Source organism: Gordonia sp. N1V (assembly GCF_029269935.1).
Taxonomy (GTDB): Bacteria; Actinomycetota; Actinomycetes; order Mycobacteriales; family Mycobacteriaceae; genus Gordonia; species Gordonia polyisoprenivorans.
On sequence record NZ_JARJDD010000005.1, the window covers coordinates 44754 to 67452 of the forward strand.

Annotated in this window: 16 protein-coding genes; 14 read left to right on the plus strand and 2 right to left on the minus strand. The window is 69.2% G+C overall.

All coding sequences use genetic code 11. The features are described 5' to 3' along the window. Positions 1–103: 103 nt before the first annotated feature. The 6 genes from P3L18_RS08480 to P3L18_RS08505 all read left to right on the plus strand — a co-directional run bounded on the left by P3L18_RS08480 (position 104) and on the right by P3L18_RS08505 (position 11524). Positions 104–3601, plus strand: coding sequence for a transglutaminase family protein (locus tag P3L18_RS08480; RefSeq protein WP_006370231.1), 3498 nt, complete (start codon positions 104–106; stop codon positions 3599–3601). Next, positions 3598–6354, plus strand: coding sequence for a circularly permuted type 2 ATP-grasp protein (locus P3L18_RS08485; RefSeq protein ID WP_276113871.1), 2757 nt, complete (start codon positions 3598–3600; stop codon positions 6352–6354). Before P3L18_RS08480 ends, P3L18_RS08485 begins: the two co-directional genes overlap by 4 nt. After that, positions 6351–7319, plus strand: a complete 969-nt coding sequence (locus P3L18_RS08490; RefSeq protein ID WP_006370233.1) for a transglutaminase family protein — start codon at positions 6351–6353, stop codon at positions 7317–7319. Before P3L18_RS08485 ends, P3L18_RS08490 begins: the two co-directional genes overlap by 4 nt. 112 nt (positions 7320–7431) lie before the next feature. Beyond that, entirely contained in the window at positions 7432–8604 is a 1173-nt protein-coding gene (locus P3L18_RS08495) for a hypothetical protein (protein WP_006370234.1), read from the plus strand. A 7-nt stretch (positions 8605–8611) separates the two neighbouring features. Next, a complete protein-coding gene (locus P3L18_RS08500; RefSeq protein ID WP_079929602.1) occupies positions 8612–9997 on the plus strand; it encodes a replication-associated recombination protein A in 1386 nt (461 codons plus the stop codon). 87 nt (positions 9998–10084) lie between these two features. Further along, entirely contained in the window at positions 10085–11524 is a 1440-nt protein-coding gene (locus tag P3L18_RS08505; RefSeq protein ID WP_276113872.1) for an MFS transporter, read from the plus strand. Between the two features lie 25 nt (positions 11525–11549). Here P3L18_RS08505 and P3L18_RS08510 read toward each other — a convergent pair whose 3' ends face one another. Both P3L18_RS08510 and P3L18_RS08515 read right to left on the minus strand, forming a co-directional pair. Beyond that, a complete protein-coding gene (locus P3L18_RS08510) occupies positions 11550–12305 on the minus strand; it encodes an alpha/beta hydrolase (RefSeq protein ID WP_079929603.1) in 756 nt (251 codons plus the stop codon). Positions 12306–12514: 209 nt separating this feature from the next. Then, the gene (locus P3L18_RS08515) at positions 12515–12982 is read right to left on the minus strand and encodes an OsmC family protein (RefSeq protein ID WP_079929604.1); all 468 of its coding nucleotides are present in this window, start codon (positions 12980–12982) and stop codon (positions 12515–12517) included. A gap of 125 nt (positions 12983–13107) precedes the next feature. Here P3L18_RS08515 and alaS point away from each other — a divergent pair, with 125 nt between their 5' ends. From alaS to aroB, 8 genes are all read left to right on the plus strand, one after another. Next, positions 13108–15813 (plus strand): alanine--tRNA ligase, encoded by a 2706-nt coding sequence (gene alaS, locus P3L18_RS08520; RefSeq protein ID WP_079929605.1) that lies wholly within the window; start codon positions 13108–13110, stop codon positions 15811–15813. Continuing rightward, positions 15813–16268 carry a Holliday junction resolvase RuvX gene (gene ruvX / locus P3L18_RS08525; RefSeq protein ID WP_079929606.1) on the plus strand — a complete coding sequence of 152 codons (456 nt, stop codon included), beginning with the start codon at positions 15813–15815 and terminating at the stop codon, positions 16266–16268. The genes alaS and ruvX overlap by 1 nt, the downstream gene beginning before the upstream one ends. Positions 16269–16953: 685 nt before the next feature. After that, positions 16954–18330: an endolytic transglycosylase MltG gene (gene mltG / locus P3L18_RS08530; RefSeq protein ID WP_006370241.1), complete on the plus strand. Its 1377-nt coding sequence runs from the start codon at positions 16954–16956 to the stop codon at positions 18328–18330. Continuing rightward, positions 18321–19244, plus strand: coding sequence for a shikimate dehydrogenase (locus tag P3L18_RS08535; RefSeq protein ID WP_020171430.1), 924 nt, complete (start codon positions 18321–18323; stop codon positions 19242–19244). The genes mltG and P3L18_RS08535 overlap by 10 nt, the downstream gene beginning before the upstream one ends. 90 nt (positions 19245–19334) lie before the next feature. Next, complete coding sequence (locus tag P3L18_RS08540; protein ID WP_006370243.1) at positions 19335–19721, plus strand: A24 family peptidase; 387 nt, start codon at positions 19335–19337, stop codon at positions 19719–19721. 70 nt (positions 19722–19791) lie between these two features. Further along, complete coding sequence (gene aroC, locus P3L18_RS08545) at positions 19792–21000, plus strand: chorismate synthase (RefSeq protein ID WP_035728005.1); 1209 nt, start codon at positions 19792–19794, stop codon at positions 20998–21000. Beyond that, positions 20997–21560 (plus strand): shikimate kinase, encoded by a 564-nt coding sequence (locus P3L18_RS08550; protein WP_020171428.1) that lies wholly within the window; start codon positions 20997–20999, stop codon positions 21558–21560. The genes aroC and P3L18_RS08550 overlap by 4 nt, the downstream gene beginning before the upstream one ends. Then, complete coding sequence (gene aroB, locus P3L18_RS08555; RefSeq protein ID WP_276113874.1) at positions 21557–22678, plus strand: 3-dehydroquinate synthase; 1122 nt, start codon at positions 21557–21559, stop codon at positions 22676–22678. The genes P3L18_RS08550 and aroB overlap by 4 nt, the downstream gene beginning before the upstream one ends. Positions 22679–22699: the final 21 nt, after the last annotated feature.

Below are 22699 nucleotides of genomic sequence, written 5' to 3' on the forward strand. Positions count from 1 at the left end.
GTCACATCTGTGATGTGATTTTCCGCAGGCGGGACCGCGGGTTCACCGACACCTGTGGCGCCCGCACCCGCGCCGAGGTGACGTGAAAGGTAGGTGGGCTGCTGTGACCATCAAGGTCGCGCTGGAACATCGCACGAGCTACGCCTTCGACCGGCCGGTGAAGATCTTCCCGCACGTGGTCCGGCTCCGGCCCGCACCGCATTCGCGCACCCCGATCGAGGCCTATTCGCTGAAGGTCGAACCGGGTGAGCACTTCCTCAACTGGCAGCAGGATGCGTTCAGCAATTACCTTGCGCGACTGGTGTTCCCGGAGCCGTCGACGTCGCTGACGATCACCGTCAGCCTGCTTGCCGACCTGACGGCGATCAACCCGTTCGACTTCTTCATCGAGGACTGGGCCGAGCATTACGGGTTCGATTACCCCGACGATCTGAAGGAGGATCTCGAGGCCTACCTGCGTCCGGTCGGGGTCATCGAGGGCGAATTCGCCGGTGCGCCCGTGCATCCGGCGATCGCCGAGTTCGCCGCCGCGCACCGGCCGACGTCGAGGATTCGGGTGATCGATTTCCTCGTCGGGCTGAATCAGGCGGTGCAGCAGGCCGTCGGGTACACGGTGCGTCTCGAGCAGGGTGTGCAGAGCCCCGAGTACACGCTGTCCAGTGCGATCGGATCCTGTCGTGATTCGGCGTGGTTGCTCGTGGCCCTGTTGCGCGAGCTGGGCCTCGCGGCGCGTTTCGTCTCCGGCTACCTCGTCCAGTTGACCTCCGACATCCGGTCCCTGGACGGACCATCGGGCCCCGACGCCGATTTCACCGATCTGCACGCGTGGACCGAGGTGTATCTACCCGGCGCCGGATGGGTCGGCATGGACCCGACGTCGGGACTGTTCGCGGGGGAGGGACACATCCCGCTCGCGGCGACCCCGAGTCCCGGTGCCGCCGCACCCATCACCGGATCGACCGGTCCCTGCCACGCCACCCTGGACTTCTCCAACACGGTCACCCGATTCCACGAGGACCCGCGGGTCACGTTGCCCTACACGGCTTCCCAGTGGGATCGCGTCTGCGAACTCGGCGCCCGCGTGGACGCGACGATGGCGGAGAACGACGTCCGGCTCACCATGGGCGGCGAACCGACCTTCGTCTCCATCGACAACCAGACCGACCCGGAGTGGACGACCGCCGCCGACGGCCCGCACAAACGACTGCTCGCCTCCGACCTCGCCGAGCGCCTGCACCGCGACTACGCCCCGACCGGACTGGTCCAGCGCAGCCAGGGCAAGTGGTATCCCGGGGAGCCCTTGCCGCGCTGGCAGATCGCGATCATGTGGCGCGCCGACGGCCGGCCGATCTGGACCCGGCCGGAATTGCTCGCCGACCCGTGGTCGAATCCGGCGCGCGCCGCCGAGTCCATCGCCATCGAGACCGCGGGACCGGTGCCCACCGCCGAGGGTGCCGAGCGCGCCCAGAAGTTGTTGCAGACCTTCGCTTCTCGCCTGGGTGTGCCCTCCTCGCAGGTGATGCCGGCCTTTGAGGACCCGTTGGTCCGGATGCGCGAACTCGCCGCGCTGCCACCGGGTGACCCGGGAGCCGACCCCACCACGCCGGCCGCACGCGCATTCGCGCGGGCCGAGGCCGCCGTCGAGATCGACGATCCCGACGTCGACCTCGAACCGCCCGCCGACTCGACCGCCGCGCGTCGGGAACTGCTCGACCGCCTCGATGCCAACGTCGTGCACCCGACGGCATATGTGTTGCCGTTGAGCCGATCCGAGGACGAGACCGCCTGGCACAGCGCACGATGGACCACCCGCCGCGGCCGTCTGGTCCTGACCGCGGGCACCTCCCCGGCGGGACTGCGGTTGCCGCTGAACTCGCTGTCGTGGGGGCCGGCTCCCGCGGTGTTCGTGTCCGATCCGTCGGCGCCTCATGACGCGTTGCCCGACAAGGCCTCCGACGATCTGGGCTTCACCGTGCTGGAGATGGACCCGACGCAGTTCGTGCCGCGGACCGCGGTGGTGGCCGAACAGCGCGGGGAGACGCTGTTCGTGTTCATCCCGCCGACGGCGGCACTCGAGGAGTACCTCGCGATCATCGAGATGATCGCCGACGCCGCCGAGGCGACCGGTACCGCCGTGGTCATCGAGGGATACGGCCCGCCCGCCGACCCGCGTCTGACCACGCTGACCGTCACCCCCGATCCGGGCGTCATCGAGGTCAACATCCAGCCGACGTCGAGTTTCGCCGAACAGTCGGAGCTGTTGGAGTCGCTCTACGATCACGCCCGCCGCGCCCGGCTCGGTACCGAGACCTTCGACCTCGACGGCTCGCACGGCGGTACCGGCGGCGGCAACCACATCACGCTCGGCGGTCCCACGCCTGCCGACTCGCCGTTGTTGCGGCGCCCGGACCTGCTGGTGTCGATGCTGACCTACTGGCAGCGCCATCCGGCGCTGTCGTATCTGTTCAGCGGCAAGTTCATCGGCACCACCTCCCAGGCGCCGCGGGCCGACGAGGGCCGCGAATCGGCGCTCTACGAACTCGAGATCGCCTTCGCCGAGATCGACCGGCTCGCCGAGAAGACACCGGTCGCGGTCAAGCACGCCAAGGGGGAGCCGCACGCGCCGACGGTCGGGGTCGCGCCGAATCCGTGGGTGACCGACCGCGCCCTGCGTCATCTGCTCACCGACATCACCGGCAACACCCACCGCGCCGAGTTCTGCATCGACAAGCTCTACAGTCCCGACTCGGCGCGCGGCCGGCTCGGGCTGTTGGAACTGCGCGGGTTCGAGATGCCCCCGCATCACCGGATGGCGATGGTGCAGTCGTTGCTGGTGCGCTCGCTGGTGTCGTGGTTCTGGGAGCAGCCCTATCGGGCGCGGCTGATCCGGCACGGCGCCGATCTGCACGGCAAATACCTGTTGCCGCACTACATCATCGCCGACATCGCGTCGGTGGCCGAGGAACTGCGCGAGGCCGGGTATCCGTTCGACACGGCGTGGCTCGACCCGTTCACCGAGTTTCGTTTCCCGCGGCTCGGGACGGTACAGATCCGCGATCAGGAGATCGAACTGCGGGGTGCGATCGAGCCGTGGAACACCCTCGGTGAGGAGGCCACCGGCACCGGCACCGCACGCTATGTGGACTCCTCGATCGAACGGGTTCAGGTACGCGTCGCCGGTGGCGACGACGATCGATACGTGTTGACCTGCAACGGTTTCCCGGTTCCGTTGCGTGGGACCGGCCGGGCCGGCGAACGGGTGGCCGGTATCCGGTTCCGGGCCTGGCAACCGCCGAGTGCGCTGCATCCGACGATCAGCATCGACACCCCGCTGACCTTCGATCTCGTCGACACCGTCAACGGACGGTCGGTCGGCGGTGCCACCTATCACGTGGTGCATCCGGGCGGGCGCGCCTACGAGCGGCCGCCGGTGAACGCGGTCGAGGCCGAATCGCGTCGTAACGGCCGGTTCGAGGCCACCGGACACACGACCGGCACCCTCGACACCGGCCTGTTGCGGGAACGGTTGGCGCGCGCCGCGATCGACGCCGGGGTCCCGGCGATCCTCGACCTACGTCGGGCACGTACAGTTCTCCGGTGACCGATTCTGCGGGTGGCCCACTGCCCGCGGTGTTCGACAGGTATCGCTCCGACGGCTACGCGCTGTTCGATCTCGCGCAGATCGACGAGGGGGTCCTGCGCGCCGCTGCCGGCCCCGTCCACCATGACGAGATGCTCGACGTCGGGGGCGCGGTGCGCCCGGCCTGGGACGAGCTGGTGGCCGGCTACGGCATGCGCGGTGACGAGCGGCTGCGGACCGCCGCCGCCCGCCTGGCGTCGGCGACCCGGGACGAGGGCGTGGTCTACAACGCCGTGCAGGGCAGCACGACCGTCGCCCGACCGTGGTCGGTCGATGCCGTCCCGCTGATCATCGACGGCGTCGAGTGGGCGGCGCTGGAGAAGGCGATCACCCAGCGGTCGATGCTGCTGGACCTGATCCTGCGTGACCTCTACCGCGACCAGCGACTGATCACCTCCGGGCTGATTCCCCCCGAGATGGTCTTCGCCCATCCCGGATACATCCGCAAGGCCGCACGTCTGGAGGTTGCCGGTCCGCATGCGCTGTTCCTGCATGCCATCGATCTCGTCCGGCGCAGCGACGGACGTTTCGTCGCCCACGCCGATCGCACGCAGGCGCCGTCGGGCATCGGTTATGCCACCGTCGACCGTCGACTGGTCTCCCGGACCTTCCCGCAGCTGTTCCAGTCGTGTGCCCCGCGCCCCATGGCGACCTTCGCCGGAACGCTGCGCTTGGCGCTGTTCGACTACGCACCGCCCGGGGTCGACGACCCGACGGTGGCCGTGCTCAGCCCCGGCAGCATGTCCGAAACCGCCTTCGACCAGGCGTATCTCGCGTCGATGCTCGGCTTCCCGCTGGTGGAGGGCGCCGATCTGACCGTGCGTGACGGTGCGGTCTACATGCGTTCGCTGGGCCGCTTCAAACGCGTCGACGTGTTGCTGCGCCGCATCGACGCCGCATACTGCGATCCACTCGACCTGCGCACCGATTCACGTCTCGGCGTCGCCGGTCTCGTCGAGGCGATCTCGCGCGGCACGGTGACCGTGGTCAACACCCTCGGCAGCGGTGTCTGCGAGAACCCCGCCCTGCACACGGTGCTCGAGGCGGCCGCGCCGGTGCTGCTCGACGAGGAGTTGGCGCTCGGGTCGATACCCACGTTCTGGGCGGGTGAGGAGCTCCAGCGATCCAAGGTGCTCGCCGAACTCGCCGACCTGTCGGTCACCAACGTGCGCACCGGCGAGGAGTTCGTCGGCCCCCTCACCGATGTGCGTACCCGCGACGACCTCGCGCGCCGCATCACCGCGCACGGCGCGGAGTGGGTCGCGCGCTCGCTGGAGGCATACTCGGTGGCGCCGACCATCACCCCCGGCGGGACCGGGCGTCCGGGTGCGGTGCGCGCCGCGCCGGTCTCGGTGCGTGCCTTCAGCGTCGCGCAGGGCCCGACGTATGCGGTGATGCCCGGCGGACTCGGGTCGGTGCTGGCCGACGGCGTGGGCGGGGCGGCACTGCAGACCGTGGCCGCCAAGGATGTGTGGGTGACCAACCCGGAGGTCGGCGGTCATGTCTCGCGTCGTTCGGAAACGCGCGGGGAGCCGGCCGAGGAGGTCATCGAGATCCGCTCGCCGCGCCCGTCGGCGGCCGAGTACGTCGACACCGCCGTCGCGGCGAGCCCGCGCGTGCTCTCCGACATGTTCTGGTTCGGCCGCTACGGCGAGCGGACCGAACTGGTGACACGCCTGACGAAGGTCGCTCGCGAACGATGCCAGGACTTCCAGTACCGGCCGTGGATGCAGGGCACCTCGGCGGTTCCGTTGTTCCTGCACGCGGTGGCGACGATCACCGGAACCGCCGAGCACCTGCGCACCGCCGACCTGCTGGTCGACGACGGCCAGCGCTCGCCCGAGCAGGTCAACTCCGCGATCATGCGCATCGTCGAGCTGACCGTCGACGCGACGGTGCCGGGCACCGTGGCCTTCGCCGTGGACCGGCTCGTCGCGGCGGCCCGCGCGGTGCGCGATCAGATGTCGACGAGTACCTGGATGGTGCTGACGTCGATGGAACGGGCGGTGGAATCGCTGGCCCGGCAGGTGGCCAGGTCAGCCGAGGTCGACCAGACCACCGGCGCGCGCACCGCGGGCATCTTCGGCGATGCGTCGCTGGATCTCGCCCCCGACCTGGCCCGCACGCACGAGGACATCATGCACGGGGTGCTGGGGCTGGTCGGGTTGCAGGCCGAGTCGATGGTTCACGACGCGGCCTGGCTGTTCATGGACGTCGGACGCCGGATCGAACGGGTCATCACCCTCGCCGATCTGACCGGGGCGCTCTTCGAGACACCCCACGAGACCGCCGTCGAACAGGCATTGTTGGAGTCCTATCTGATCGCCGGTGAGTCGGCGGTGATCTACCGCAGGCGCAGCCGTGGTCTCTACCGACTGCTCCCGGTGGCGCAGCTGTTGCTGTTCGACGAGACCAATCCGCGCGCGATGATCTACCAGCTCGACCGCATGCGCGCCGACCTGACCGGCCTGCCCGACGCGTTGCGGTCGGCGGCGGCCGAGCGTCTCGTCGAGGAGATGACCGCCGAACTGCGACGTATCGATCCCGCCGATCTCGGCGCCGTCGGTGACGACGGCAGGCGTGGTGACCTCGTCGAATTGATGACCACGCTGCGCGAGGGGTCACGTGAATTGTCGGAGGTGCTGGCCCGCAGCAGGTTCGCGTTGCCACGACCGGCGCAGCCCATCTGGGGCTTCGGGAGAGGTGACACGTGACCGGCCCGCAACCCGTCGCGCCGACGACCCGTCGCTACCGCGTGACCCACCGCACCGTCTACACCTACGACGCAGAGGTGTCCTCGTCGTACGGGCGGTGCTACCTGATCCCGCGCGATCTGCCGCACCAGCGGGTGCTGCGCAACGACGTGAGCGTCGACCCCGAACCGGACGACCGCTCGACCGGGCTGGACGTCTACGGCAACACCGACACCTACTTCCACGTCCACACCCCGCACACCGAACTGGTGGTGACCGGGACCTCGGACGTCGAGGTCGACCCGATCGACCCGGGCCTGATCGTCAGCCCGGCGGCGCGGGTGCCCTGGGAGCAGGCCCGCCCGGCGACCCTCGGCCCGCAACTGGCGACGGAGTTCACCCTCGATCTCGATCCGCCGGAGATCACCGAGGCGGTCACCGAGTACGCGGCCACCGTGTTCACCCCCGACCGGCCGCTCATCGAGGCGGTGACCGACCTGACGACCCGCATCTACCGCGACTTCACCTACAAATCGGGGTCGACCGCGATCAGCACTCGTGTCGACACCGTCATGGCCCGCCGCGAAGGCGTGTGCCAGGACTTCGCCCGGGTGGCCATCGCCGCCTTGCGCTCGGTCGGGCTCGCCGGCCGCTACGAATCGGGGTATCTGGCGACCGATCCGCCCCCGGGGCGCGAACGCATCTTCGGCGCCGACGCCAGCCATGCGTGGGCGGCGGTCTGGCTCCCCGACGGTCGCTGGCTGCCTTTTGATCCGACCAACGACAAACTCGTCGACGAACGGCATGTCACCGTCGCCTGGGGTCGCGACTACGACGACGTGCCGCCGCTGCGCGGGGTCATCTACACCGATGCCACACGCAGCGAGATCAAGGTATCGGTCGACGTCAGCCCGGTCGACGCGGACTCCGACGCACCGCCGGCCCCGGTCCGTCCGGACGTCGCCGCCGACACCGGAACCGCGTGAGGTTCGCCGAGGCCGGGTACCCCGCGTGCGCGCTCGGATGTCCTCCGATCGGTCACGAAACCCCAACGGCCGGTGACGACTGTCGGTGGCATTCGGTACCGTGGGAGTTGCCATGACGGTCATCACAGAAAGCCGCATCACCAGCGTGGTGCGTGCCGCAGAGGCCCTGTTGTCGCATCGAGCCGGTTCGCCGGTCGTGCTCGCCGAACCGGAGGATCTCGGAGGAAGCGGGCGCACCATCGTGGTGCGCGTACGCGTCGCCCAGAACCCCCTGTCGATGGACCGCACCCTCGTCATCAAAGCGCTCCCCGAGCACGAGGATCCGCACGCGTTCCACCGCGAGATCGCGTCGTACAAGTACGCGACGGCACTGCCCATCGAGTCCCGACCGGGGCCCCAGCTGATCGCCTCCGACCCGGACGCGCGGCTCATGGTGCTCTCCGATCTCGGCCGCGGCAACGCGATGACCACCCTGCTCGGTGGCCTCGACGTCGTCGAGATCTCCCGTGCGGTGAGCGCGTGGGGTCAGGCGCTCGGTCGCATGCACGCGGCCACCGTCGGCGGCGAGGTCGACTTCGACGCATTGGTCCGCCGCGGGCCCTCGGGGACCGAGGGGCGCGACCTGCTCGGCGAGGAGGCCCGACGCGCGGTCCGGATCGCACGAACGCGAGCCGCCGACCTCGGGGTGGAGATGGGTTGCGCGGTCGTCTCCGCGCTCGAGGGGGCGTGCACCCTGTTCGACGAGGGCGATCATCGTGCGTTCAGCCCGTCGGATGTCGGTCCGGAGAACATCCTGCTCAACGAGGCCGGCGTGCAGTTCATGGACTACGAGTGGGGCGGGTTCCGCGACGCGACCCTCGATATCGCCTACGCGCTGGTGACCTTCCCGGCGCAACTCGGCCCGCATGCGCTCGAACGTCGCGACCAGCTCGAGACCGCGATGGTCGACGCGTGGCGTTCGGAGGTGCACACCATCTGGCCGGCGCTGCGCCGCGACGGCGATCTGCAGCGCAAGCTGGTCGTCGCCCGGCTGCTGTGGGCGTGGCTGTCGACGGTGTGGTTGCTGCCCGAGGAGGATGCCGACCTCACATCGGCGGACCCGGCAGGACCGCAGGAGTTCGCGACCGCCGACCACGCGCACGACTGGGCACTGCATTCCAACGATCCACGCGTGATCGTCGCGAGGTGGTCGGACCTGGCCGCGTCCGCGCGATCGGTCAACGCCGACGTCGCCGATTTCGCCGCCGCGATCGGTGTTGCGCTGCACCGGGTCTGGCTGTCCTGACGCGGGAATGAACGGACTTTTCGACACTCCCGATCCCGCGTCACCCAGCAGCGGACCCCCCGTCGGCGTCTCGGCACCGCTCGCCGTCCGGATGCGGCCCCGCTCACTCGACGAGATCATCGGGCAGACCCATCTGCTGGGTTCGGGGTCGCCGTTGCGTCGGCTCATCAACGGTTCCGGTGCGGCGTCGGTCCTGCTCTACGGCCCGCCGGGCACCGGCAAGACCACGATGGCGTCGCTGATCTCCACCGCGGCCGGCGGCCGGTTCGAGGCGCTGTCGGCGTTGTCGGCGGGGGTCAAGGAGGTGCGGGCGGTCATCGAGGTTGCCCGCCGACGACTCGTCGACGGCGAGCAGACCGTCCTGTTCATCGACGAGGTCCATCGATTCTCCAAGACCCAGCAGGACGCGTTGCTCGACGCCGTCGAGAACCGGATCGTGTTGCTGGTGGCCGCCACCACGGAGAATCCGTCCTTCTCGGTGGTCTCGCCGCTGTTGTCGCGTTCGCTGGTGTTGCGATTGCGGTCGTTGACCGACGACGACATCCGCGAGGTGCTCCGCCGGGCGGTCACCGACGAGCGAGGACTCGGTGGGGCGGTTCGCGTGACCGACGCCGCCTACGATCACCTCGTCGCCGTAGCCGGTGGCGACGCCCGACGTGCCCTGACCGCCCTGGAGGCCGCCGCCGACGTCGTGTCCCAGGATCGGTCCGATCCCGATGCGCAGGGCGACGCGAGCGAGATCCCGGCGGTGGATCTCGCCGACGTGGAAGCGGCCATCGACAAGGCCGCGGTGCGCTACGACCGCGACGGCGACCAGCACTACGACGTCACCTCGGCGTTCATCAAGTCCATCCGCGGGTCCGACGTGGACGCCGCGCTGCACTATCTGGCGCGGATGATCGCCGCGGGGGAGGACCCGCGATTCATCGCGCGGCGGTTGATGATCCACGCCAGCGAGGACATCGGGATGGCCGACCCGATGGCCCTGCAGACCGCCGTTGCCGCCGCGCAGGTGGTCGCCCTGGTCGGGATGCCCGAGGCGAAATTGGCTCTGACGCAAGCCACCATCCATCTCGCGACCGCTCCGAAGTCGGCCGGCGTCGTCGGCGCGATCGGAGCCGCGCTGGCCGACGTCGAGGCCGGTAAGGCCGGCGCAGTACCGCCTCATCTGCGGGACAGCCACTACGCCGGCGCGAAGAAGATGGGCAGCGGCGTCGGCTACCGCTACCCGCACGATGACCCAGATGGTGTTGTGCCGCAACAGTATCCGCCGGACGAGCTGGTCGGCGTCGACTACTACCAGCCGACCGACCACGGCTTCGAACGCGAAATCGGGCCGCGGGTGGGCAAATTGCGGTCGATCATTCGACGGGCAACCTCGAAGCGACGCTGATTCGCGGACCGGTTCTGACCGCAATGGTTCCTACCGTCTTCGTCACAGGGGATCTCCCCACCGAGACGAGCCGAAGGAACACTTACCATGTCGATCACCGAAACCGTTGGGGGAGTGCAGGACCCACCTGCCTTGAGCGCCCGTGCCCGCACAGTGGCGCTGCTGTGCCTGTTGACCGCGTCGTTCATGGAACTGATGGACGCCACCGTGGTCAACGTCGCGCTGCGCACCATGCAGTCCGATCTCGGGCTGTCCGCGGCGGCGTTGCAGTGGATTGCCGCCGGGTACCCGCTGGCGTACGCGTCGGGACTGGTGCTCGGCGCGCGACTCGGCGATCGTTACGGGCGGCGCCGGTTGTTCGTGGTCGGGCTGGCCGCCTTCGGTGCCGCCTCGTTGGCGTGCGGCCTCGCCGCAGATCCGGCGTCGCTGGTCGCCTTCCGATTCCTTCAGGGACTCGCCGCGGCCCTGATGGTTCCACAGGTGCTCACCTGCATCCAGGTGTTGTATCCGCCCGCGCAGCGGGGTACCGCCATGGGGATGTTCACCTCCGTGATCGGGTTGGCCGCCGTGGCGGGCCCGCTGCTCGGCGGCGTCATCACCGCAGGTGACTGGTGGGGGATGTCGTGGCGGCCGATCTTCCTCATCAATGTCCCGATCGCCGTCCTGGCGATCCTGGCCGCTCGCGCGTTCCTCCCGGAGTCCAAGGCGCAGGTGCCGGCCCCGATCGTCGTCAGGTCGGCGGTGCTGCTCGGCGCGGGGCTGGCGAGCCTGATGGTTCCGATCACCGTGGGTCCCGAACATGGCTGGCCTGCATGGGGATTCGGATGTATGGCGCTCGGGGTGGGTTTGCTGGCCGAATTCGGTCGTCGGCAGTGGACCTCGGCGCGGCGCGGTGTGGAGCCGATGGTGCCCCCGGCGGTGTTCGCCACCCGGTCGTTCACCGCCGGACTCGCGGCATTCGCCGCCTTCATGGTGCCGACCGGCGGGTTCTTCCTGGTCCAGTCGCTCTACGTGCAATCTGCATTGGGTTTCTCGGTGCTGCGCACCGGCCTGATGTGGCTGCCGTTCTCGGTGACGGTGTTCGTCGCCGCAGGCCTGTCGGCGACAGTCCTGGCACCCCGGTTCGGGGCATCGGTGCTGCGATGCGGCGCACTGGTCTTCGCCGTCGGCGTGGTCACGATGATGCTCGCGGCACGCACTGACGACCCCTACTGGTGGTTGGCGCTGACCCTGGTCCTGGCCGGGGCCGGTTTCGGGCTCGTGGTCGGGTCGGCAGGCCTGCTGGTGCTCGACGAGGTTCCGGTTCACCGCGCGGGTGCCGCGTCGGGGGTCCTCAACACCGTGCAGGCGTTGTCGGTCGCGGTGGGTGCCGCGGCGATCGGGACGATCTTCACCTCCGCGACGTCGGTGGGCGCCGGATACCGGGCGTCGATGACCGCGATGGTGGCGTTGCTTGTTTTCGGCGCGGTCGTGTCGCTCGCGATGCCCGGGCGGCGTGCGGCCGCTGTCACTGGTCAGAGTCGGTGAGGGGAGAGGTGTTGTGGGTCCCCCCTCACCCGGCGTCAGAGCCGAGGTGGCGGACGAAGAATCGGGCGGCCTCCTCACCCGCGAATTGCGGGACGCCTGTGTGGCCACCCATGTTGGCGCAGAGCGTCTTCTCGGTGGATCCGAAGGCGTCGAAGAGATCGAGAGCCATCCGCCGGTCGTTGCTCTCGTCATCCCACTGGAGAAGAACGTGCAGCGGGGCGGTGACGAGGCGTGCCTCTTCCATTGTCACCGACGGCACGTAGCTACCTGCGAAAAGCCCGGCTGCCGCAATACGTGGGTCGACGGCGGCCAGGCGGGTACCAACGGCGATCACGCCGCCCGAGAGCCCGACCTTGTCACCGATCTCCAGTCGCCCGAGGATCTCGTCGAGAGTGATCCGGCACTCCGGCACCGCCTGCTCAAGGAGGGGGAGCACCAGCCGATCGATGAGGTCTGCCCCGGGCCGTTCGCCGGCGGCGATCGCGCGGCGCAGGTCTGCTCGAACGTCGTCGGCACCGGGCAGCGGGGTGCGATCGCCGGCACCGGGCGGCTCGATCGTGACAGCGGCGAAGCCGTCCGCGGCCGCACAACGGGCCCGTGCCGCCAGCCGGGGATACATGTGTCGGGTCCCGATACTGCCGGGTTGTCCGAGGACGATCAGTGGGACCGGAGTGGACCCGGAAGCCGCCGGCGGTGTCCACAGGATTCCGGTGAAGTCGCCGAGGGTGAACTCCCGCTCGGCGATACCGTCATCGAGAACTCGTTCAGAAGTGAAATGCATGGCCGTGCCTTTCGGAGCGTGCACAGGTGCGGCGCCCCGGGCGACCTATCGTCCGACCGTGACTCCTCCGAGGAGCACCGACGACAATTGATTCACAGGTGGCACCTCCTCGGGACGTTGCACGGAAACCTGACCATAGCCGGTCTATCGTGCTGCCGTCCAACCTATTTGATCGCTTCGCCAAGGGCGGCGCAGTCGGTGATCAGCGATCAGCCGACGGTAACGGTGGCGTGGTGGCCGATCGGGAAGTTGACCGAGTTCGCGATGAAACACCACTCGTGGGCGTCGTGGTGGGCGTCGTGGGCGTCGGCGACCATCGACTCGTCGGCAACCGTGACCGTCGGGCGCAGCGTCGCCGAGGTGAAATGTCCGCCGTTGCCCTCCTGCGCCATGACGGCACTCGCCTCGTCGGTGTAGCCGGTGACGACGACGCCGCGGGTCACACACGCGTGCAGATACGACAGCAGGTGACACTGCGAGATCGCGATGAGCAGCAGATCCTCGGGATTGTGGTGCGTCGCATCGCCGCGAAACGCCGGATCCGCCGAACCGATCACATCGGGTTTACCGTCGACGCCGATGCGGACGGTGCGGTCGTAGTCGCGGTACCCGGACGTCCCGGTGCCGCGGTCGCCAATCCACGTGGTGGTGACGCGATAGTGGTGTTCGCCGGACATGGGCCGAGTATGCCCGCGCCGGTGACGGCCGCGATACCCGACGCGGTCGGAGAGCGTGGGGCCCGCCGACGGTAGGCTGGTAAGCCGCAGATACGCTCATCGCCGATCTTTCGAGGACTCACCCAGTGCAGACGCATGACATCAGGAAGCGATTCCTGGATCACTTCATCAAGGCCGGGCACACCGAGGTGCCCAGCGCCTCGCTGATCCTCGACGACCCGAACCTGCTGTTCGTCAACGCCGGCATGGTGCCGTTCAAGCCGTACTTCCTCGGCGAGCAGACCCCGCCGTTCGACCGCGCCACCAGCGTGCAGAAGTGTGTGCGCACCCTCGACATCGACGAGGTCGGCATCACCACCCGTCACAACACCTTCTTCCAGATGGCGGGCAACTTCTCCTTCGGCGACTACTTCAAGCGCGAGGCGATCACCTTCGCGTGGACGCTGCTGACCAACAGCGTCGAGGACGGCGGATACGGCATTCCGCCCGAAAAGCTGTGGCCGACGGTCTATCTCGACGACGACGAGGCGGAGTCGATCTGGCGCGACGAGATCGGCGTGCCCGCCGAGCGCATCCAGCGACGCGGCATGAAGGACAACTACTGGTCGATGGGCGTCCCCGGTCCGTGCGGACCGTGTTCGGAGATCTTCTACGACCGCGGTCCGGCATACGGGATCGAAGGTGGGCCCGAGGCCGACGAGGACCGCTACATCGAGATCTGGAATCTCGTGTTCATGCAGAACGTGCGCGGCCCGGGTGGCGGTAAGGAGGGCTACGAGATCCTCGGCCCGCTGCCCAAGAAGAACATCGACACCGGTATGGGCATCGAGCGCGTCGCCTGCCTGCTGCAAGGTGTCGACAACGTCTACGAGACCGATCTGCTCAAACCGATCATCGACCTCGCCGCGAGCGTGACCGGACGCGCCTACGGCGCCGGTGACCACGAGGCCGACGTCCGATTCCGCGTGATCGCCGACCACACCCGCACCGCCGCGATGCTCATCGGCGACGGCGTGCTGCCCGGCAATGACGGCCGCGGCTACGTGCTGCGCCGGTTGCTGCGCCGCGTGGTGCGCTCGGCGCGACTGCTCGGCGCCGGGAGCGCAGCGAGCGGGCCGAATGTCGACGGCGCGGACGCCCCGACGATGGGGGCGTTCATCGGTGCCGCGATCGACCTGATGGCGCCGTCGTATCCGGAACTCGCCGACAAACGTGAGCACATCGTGAGTGTCGCGGTCGGCGAGGAAGCCTCGTTCGCCAAGACCCTCGCCGCCGGGTCGAAGTTGTTCGCCGATGCGGCCGCGGCCACCAAGGCGGCCAACAAGGGCACGCTCTCGGGCAGCGATGCATTCACCCTGCACGACACCTACGGCTTCCCGATCGATCTGACCCTCGAGATGGCCGCCGAGGCCGGGTTACAGGTCGACGAGGGCGGCTTCACCGAACTCATGGCCGAGCAGAAGCAGCGAGCCAAGGCCGACGCGAACGCCCGTAAGACCGGGCACGCCGACGCCGGGGTGTACCGGGAGTTCCTCGATCGCGGACCCACCGAGTTCACCGGCTACGGAGAGCTCGTGTCCGAGGCGCGCGTAGTGGGTCTGATCGCCGACGGCGTGCGGGTCCGCAGCGCCGGCGCCGGTCAGGAACTGACGGTGATCCTCGACCGCACCCCGTTGTACGCCGAGTCCGGTGGCCAGATGGCCGACACCGGCTCCATCACCACCGGTGCCGGCGCCCGGCTGACCGTCAAAGATGTTCAGCGGGTGGGCAAGTCGGTGTGGTTACACAGCGTCATCGTCGATGCCGGGGAGATCGCCGAAGGCGATGAGGTCCTCGCGAGCGTCGACACGAGCTGGCGCCACGGTGCCACGCAAGGACACTCCGGTACCCACATGGTGCACGCCGCGCTCCGTCAGGTGCTCGGACCCGGTGCGACACAGGCCGGTTCGCTGAACCGCCCCGGATACCTGCGCTTCGACTTCCATGCATCGGGACCGCTGTCGGCCGAGCAACGCACCCAGATCGAGGAGATCTCCAACGAGGCAGTCGAGGCCGATTACCGGGTCAACACCTTCGAGACCGGTCTCGCCGAGGCGAAGGCGATGGGCGCGCTCGCACTGTTCGGGGAGAACTACGGCGACGAGGTGCGTGTCGTCGAGATCGGCGGCCCGTTCTCGATGGAACTGTGCGGTGGCACCCACGTCTCGTCGTCGGCGCAGATCGGACCGGTCACGCTGATCGGCGAGTCCTCGGTCGGTTCGGGGGTGCGCCGCGTCGAGGCCTACGTCGGCATGGACTCATTCCGCCATCTGTCGAAGGAACGCGCCCTGATGGCGGGTCTCGCGTCGTCGCTGAAGGTGCCCTCCGACGAGGTTCCCGCGCGCGTCGAGCAACTCGTCACGCGATTGCGTGACGCCGAGAAGCAACTGGAGAAGATGCGCGCCGAGGCGGCACGGGCGTCGGCGGCCGCGTTGCTCGATCGGGCGATCACGGTCGGGTCGACGTTGCTCGTCTCGGGCACGCTGCCCGGGCTCGACGCCAACGGATTGCGTTCGGTGGCAGGCGATCTGCGCGGCCGGGTCTCCGATCGTGCCGCGGTGATCGCATTGTTCTCCCCGAGTGAGGACGCCGAGCAGACCAAGGTGCCGTTCGTCGTCGCCACCACCGAGGCCGCCCGCTCGGCCGGGCTCAAGGCCGGTGATGTGGTCAAGGAGATCGCACCCATCCTCGGCGGCCGCGGCGGCGGCAAACCCGATCTGGCACAGGGGTCGGGAACCGATCCGGCCGGCGTGGACCCGGCGATCCGACGGATCTCCGAGCTCCTGCACTGATGGCGGCTCCGGGGCACGACGACCAGCAGACGCGGCGGGGCCGGCGTCTGGGCATCGATGTCGGCAGCGTGCGGATCGGCGTCGCGGTGTGCGATCCCGACGGCATACTCGCCACCCCGGTCGAGACCGTGCGACGGGACACGTCCGGAGGGTCGGATGTGACGAGAATCGCCGAACTCGCCACCGAATACGAGGTCGTCGGTGTCGTGATCGGTTTGCCCAAGACGTTGCGCAACACCGACGGTGTTGCGGTGGCCGCCGCGCGGGAGTTCGGCGACGCCCTGACCACCGCGATTGCCCCGGTGCTCGTCGAGTACGTCGATGAACGGCTCACCACGGTGACCGCGGCGCAGGCGTTGCGGGCGAGTGGCCGGTCGGCGAAGGCATCGCGTTCGGTGATTGATCAGGCGGCTGCGGTCGCTATTCTGCAGGGATGGCTGGACGCGCGACGATGAGCTCGTTGGCGCCGTCGCTTCGTCCGCCGATCGGAGGGTCCGATCGGTTCAGGTCCAGTGTGAGGCGCGACGTGCGCACGTGTCGGGGGACGGGCGGGGTTCACGCCGCGCCGTCGAACCGGAACCAGGGAGGGTATCCGCGGTGAGCGACGAACGGCATCGGAATCGCCATCGGGAGCGAGCGGACCACCCCGCCGACGGCATGGACCCCGATCGGTTGCGGTATTTCACGCAGCCGGTGGATGGGCGACCCAACACCCGGCATCGCCGCCGCCGCACGGGACCGGCGGGCACCCCGTCGGGATCATGGCCGGCAGTGCCGGCGTCTTCGGATGATCGGGTGGCCCGACCCGGGAATGGTCCCCAGACAACGGCACCCCAGACAACGGCACCCCAGACAGCGGCACAGGCGCCCGCGCCGCAGTCCGCCGACGAGACGACCCCATCTGCGCCGCAGCCGACGCTGCGTTCACGCGCCCAGCGGTCCGCCCCCCGCACCGCTCCGATCCCCGCGCCGCGGCAGGCCGAATCACAGCGGACCGAACCACAGCGGGCCCGGCCACAGCGCGCGCAGCCGGAGCGCGCGCAGCCGGAGCGCATCGATCCCGACGCATCGTCAGCCCCCGCGACCACGAGCCGGTCGGCGGCCCGTGACCGGTCGGCAGATCGCCGGCGGGAGGCAGGTGTGGCACCGGGCGCGCTGGCCGCCCTGGCCGAACCGACGCTCGCCGTTCCCGAGGCCGACGCCGACCTCGCCGATCGAGACGACACCGGATCCCTTCGCACCGATGATCGCGTCGATCACGACCTGACCGCACCGCACGAACTGGTCGAACCGGCCGACGACACCGTCCTCGCACCCGTATCCGACGACTCCCACCCAGACCTCGATGACCATCCCGAACGTCGTCCGGCGGCGGTCGCCCGTCGGCGCCGACGCCGGATCGGCATGGCCGTGGTGGCCGTCGTGATGCTGGCGCTGGTCGCCGGGGTGGGGTACTGGGGAGCGGACAAGGCCGGGCTCTTCGACTCCCGAAAGGACTACACGAACGCCGCGGGTACCGCTGACGTGCTCGTGCACGTCCCGGCGAATGCGTCGATCAAACAGATCGGCGGCATTCTCGTCGACGACAACGTCGTCGGCAGCGTCCGCGCGTTCGTCGACGCCGCCGATGGAGCCTCGCTGTCCAGCGGCTACTACAAGTTGCGCACCCAGATCCCGGCGGCGGAGGCGGTGAAGTTGATCACCGACTCCGACTCGACCAACCGCGTCGGGCGCATCGTCGTACCTCCCGGCACCCCGCTGGACACCAAGCGCGACACCTCGGGACGCGTCACCCCGGGCATCTTCGCGATGATCGCCGACCAGACCGGCGTCGAGATCAACGGACAACGCCTCGGGGTGACCGAGCAGCAACTGTCCGACGCGGCCGCCAACGCGAGTATCACCGAGCTCGGTGTCCCGAGCTGGGCGCAGGAGTCGGTGACGGCACTCAACGGCGACCATCGCCGGATCGAGGGCCTGATCGCGCCCGGCACGTGGGAGGACATCGATCCGCACGACAACGCCACGCAGATACTCAACACCCTGATCACCAAGAGCGCCGCCATGTACGAGGGCTGGGGTCTGGTGAGCAACAACAAGTCCGGGCTCAGTCCCTATCAGACGTTGGTCGCCGCATCGTTGCTGCAGGGCGAGGTGCAACCCGACGACTACCCGAAGGTGGCGCGGGTCATCCTGAACCGGCTCGCCAAAGGCCAACGGCTGGAATTCGATTCGACCGCCAATTACACCGCCAGCGTCGTCGACCTGAACCTGCACGACGACGCGCTCAAGGCCGACACGCCGTGGAACACCTACGTGCGCAAGGGCCTTCCGCCGACACCGATCGGTGCGGTGGAAGAGCCGTCGGTCGAGGCGATGGAGCAGCCCGCCGACGGCGACTGGCTGTACTTCGTGACCGTCGACTCCAAGGGGACGACACTGTTCACCGACGACTTCGATCAGCATCGGCGCAACATCGCCACCGCATGCCAGAACAAATTCATCACGTGCCGGTGACCGGTCCGCTCGACGAGGCCGGCTCGGTGCTGGCGCGTCCGCCGCTGTGCGCCCCGGTGGGCGGGCGCACCGCCCGCCGAGCCACGGTGCTCGGCTCCCCGGTGTCGCATTCGAGATCGCCGGATCTGCACCTGGCCGCCTACCGTGCGCTGGGGTTGGAGGACTGGACCTACACGCGGCGGGAGTGCACCGCAGCGGATCTTCCGGGGGTCGTCGCCGCGGCGCCGGCCGAGCAGATCGGTTTCTCGGTCACGATGCCGAACAAACTCGCCGCGCTCGCCGTCGCCGACGAGCGCACCGAACGTGCGGTCCTGGTGGGTTCGGCGAACACACTGGTGCGGACCGTGACCGGTTGGCGAGCGGACTGCACCGACATCGACGGCATGACCGGTGCACTCGAACACCTCGGTGTCGCGGCAAACGTCGTCGGCGGTGACCTTCCCGATTCCGCGGTGCTCGTCGGGGCCGGCGGTACGGCGTTACCGTCCGTCGCGGCGCTCGCCGCGGTCGGGATCGGCGAACTCACCGTCGTCGCCCGCAGCGCGCAGCGCGCCGCCGACGTGCTCACTCTGGCGCGCGATCTCGGGATGTCGGTGCAGGTGGCCGATTTCGCGAGCACCGACGACCTGAGCCGGCGCTGCCGTGACGCCGCGGTCGCCGTCTCCACGGTCCCGGCGTCGGCGACCACACCGGTGATCGACGCCGTCTCGGGCTCCGCGCGTCTGGTCGACGTCATCTACGACCCGTGGCCCACCCCGCTGGCCACCGCGGTTCGGGCTGCGGGTGGTCGGGTGGCCGGTGGACTGGTGATGCTGCTGAACCAGGCGTTCAGCCAGGTCGAGCAATTCACTGGTCTGCCGGCACCGCGCACGGTGATGGCCGAGGTGTTCGCCGGAGCCGACGCGGCCTCCTGACGCACTCACAGAGACGGGACGGTCCACAGCCCGACGCCGGCGGGCCGTCCGGCGCCCGAGCCCACCGACGCCACCGACCACACTGGCGGCATGGTTGCGACGGCGCTGGTGGTGATGATCTGGCTCGCGGTGGTCGCCGAGAGCGACCGGCGCACCGCGCGCATCCCGAATCGATTGCTGTGGCCGGGCGTGCTCGCGGTGGTCGTCGGCGGGCTGACGGCCCCGCACGTGCTGATCGCGGCCCTGGCCGGGGCCGTTCCGTACCTGCTCGCCTTCACCCGCCGATGGTGCGGGGGAGCCGACGTCAAACTCGGATTCGTCCTCGGTGGCCTCCTCGCGCACCCGGTCGCGGCACTGCTGATGGTTGCGCTCGCCCAGGTGGGAGTCCTGATCGGACATCGGCGTGGCGGCCCGGTGCGACGCCCGCACGGCCCCACGCTGATCCTTGCCGCGGTCCTCGTCCTGGCGATCGGTTGAGGCTCGTGCGTCGGTCGTCGGCGCCGGCGGCCGGGCCTGGTCAAGGCTGTTCGCGGGCCGCGTGGCCCGCATGGAACAATGGATTCTTGTGTTGCGCTGGATAACAGCCGGAGAGTCGCATGGCCCGGCACTCGTGGCGATCGTCGAGGGTATGGTCGCCGGAGTTGAGATCACCTCGTCGGATATCGCCGAACAGTTGGCCCGTCGCCGTCTCGGATACGGACGAGGGGCCCGGATGAAGTTCGAGGCAGACAAGGTGACGGTGATCGGCGGTCTGCGCCACGGACTCTCGATGGGCGGTCCGATCGCGGTCGAGATCGGCAACACCGAGTGGCCCAAATGGGAGACGGTGATGTCGGCCGATCCGGTCGATGCCGCCGAACTCGACGGCAGCGCGCGCAATGCGCCACTCACCCGTCCGCGTCCCGGGCATGCCGACTACTCGGGGATGCTCAAGTACGGCTTCGACGATGCGCGCCCGGTGCTCGAGCGGGCCAGCGCCCGCGAAACCGCCGCGCGGGTCGCCGCGGGCACCGTCGCCCGCAACTTCCTGCGGCAGGTGCTCGGCGTTGACGTCGTCTCGCACGTGATCTCCATCGGGGCGAGCGAGCCCTACGACGGCCCGCCGCCCCGGATCGCCGACCTCGAGGCGATCGACGCAAGCCCGGTCCGTGCCTTCGACTCCGACGCCGAGGCGGCGATGATCGCCGAGATCGAGGCGGCCAAGAAGGACGGCGACACCCTCGGTGGCGTGGTGGAGGTCGTCGCGACGAATGTGCCGGTCGGGCTCGGCTCGCACGTGAGTGGTGAGACCCGCCTCGACGCCCGACTCGCCGGTGCACTCATGGGGATCCAGGCGATCAAGGGTGTCGAGGTCGGTGACGGTTTCGCGACCGCGCGTCGCCGTGGCAGCGCCGCCCACGACGAGATGGTCCCCGGGCCCGACGGCGTGCTGCGGTCGACCAACCGGGCCGGTGGCCTCGAGGGCGGCATGACCAACGGCGAGGACGTGCGGGTGCGGGTGGCGATGAAGCCGATCTCGACGGTGCCGCGCGCCCTGTCGACCATCGACATGAGCACCGGCGATCAGGCCAGCGCCATCCATCAACGATCGGACGTGTGCGCGGTGCCCGCGGCGGGTGTGGTCGCCGAGGCCATGGTCGCGCTGGTACTCGCCCAGGCGGCGCTGGAGAAGTTCGGCGGCGATTCGGCCACCGAAACCGGTGAGAACCTGCGCGGCTACCTCAAGCACGTCGAGTCCCGGCCCCCGCGTTCATGACCGGCGCATCACTGCCGGTGACCGGCGGTCCCGATCGTCCGGTCGCCGTGCTCGTCGGGTTCATGGGTGCCGGAAAGTCCACGGTCGGACGGATACTCGCCGACAAGCTCGGCGTCGACTTCGTCGACACCGACGCCGAGATCGTGACCCGCACCGGCCAGACCATCCCGGAGATCTTCACCGGTGCCGGGCCCACCCGGTTCCGCCAGATCGAATGCGACGTCGTCACCGACGTCCTGGAGAACCACCGCGGGGTGGTGGCCCTCGGCGGGGGTGCGGTGACCACCGAAGCGGTCCGTGACGCGCTCGACGGACACCGTGTCGTCCACCTCAAAATCGGTGCCGAGGACGGCTTCTCGCGCGTCTCGGGGTCCGATCGACCGCTGCTGGCCGACGGCGATCCGGCCGCCCGCTACCGTGAACTGCTGACCGACCGCGCCGAGATCTACAGCGGCGTCGCGACCATCGAGGTCGACGCGGCCGACGGCGACGCGCAGGATGTCGCCGACGTCATCATCGCCGCGATCGCCCGCGAACTCGTACCCGAGAGGACCACATGAGCGACCCGACGACCACCGAGCCGGTACGGATCCGCGTCAATGCCGGGTCGCCGTATGACGTGATCATCGGTCGCGGTCTGCTCGGTGAGCTCGCCGATGCTGCCGCCGGCGCCGATCGGATCGCGATTCTGTATCAGCCGACGCTCGCCCAGACCGCGGAGCAGATCCGGGAATACCTGTCCGGCAAGGGATTCGACGCACATCGTGTCGAGATCCCGGACGCCGAGGCCGGCAAGGATCTCGCGGTGGCCGCATTCTGCTGGGACGTGTGCGGCCGGATCGGGCTCAAACGCAACGACAAGATCATCTCGTTGGGCGGCGGCGCCGCGACCGACCTGGCCGGATTCGTGGCCGCCACCTGGATGCGGGGGATCGGGGTCATCCACGTTCCCACCACCCTGCTGGCGATGGTCGACGCCGCGGTCGGCGGCAAGACCGGCATCAACACCGATGCCGGCAAGAACCTGGTGGGCGCATTCCACGAGCCCGACGCGGTACTCATCGACATCGCGACCCTCGAGACGGTACCGCGCAATGAGGTGATCGCCGGGCTGGCGGAGGTCATCAAGACCGGATTCATCGCCGACCCGACGATCCTCGACATCATCGAGACCGACCCGGCCGCGGCCACCGACCCGACCGCCGACGTCCTCCCCGAGCTCATCCGACGATCGGTGCAGGTCAAGGCCGATGTGGTGTCCGCCGACCTCAAGGAGTCGTCGCTGCGGGAGATCCTCAACTACGGTCACACGCTCGGCCACGCCATCGAGCGTCGCGAACGCTACCGCTGGCGCCACGGCGCTGCGGTGTCGGTGGGGCTGGTCTTCGCCGCCGAACTCGCGCGGCTGGCCGGTCGGCTCGACGACGCGACCGCCGATCGGCACGCGGCGATCCTCTCCCTCGTCGGATTGCCGACGACCTACGACGCCGATGCCCTCGGCGATCTGCTCACCACGATGGCGGGCGACAAGAAGAACCGCTCCGGGGTCATGCGTTTCGTGGTCCTCGACGGACTCGCCAAACCCGGACGCCTCGAGGGCCCCGACCCTTCGCTGGTCGCCGCCGCATACTCGGCGGTTGCCGCGGAAGCGGCGCCGGGCGGGGCAACCCTGCTCTGAGCCTGATGATTCTGGGACTGA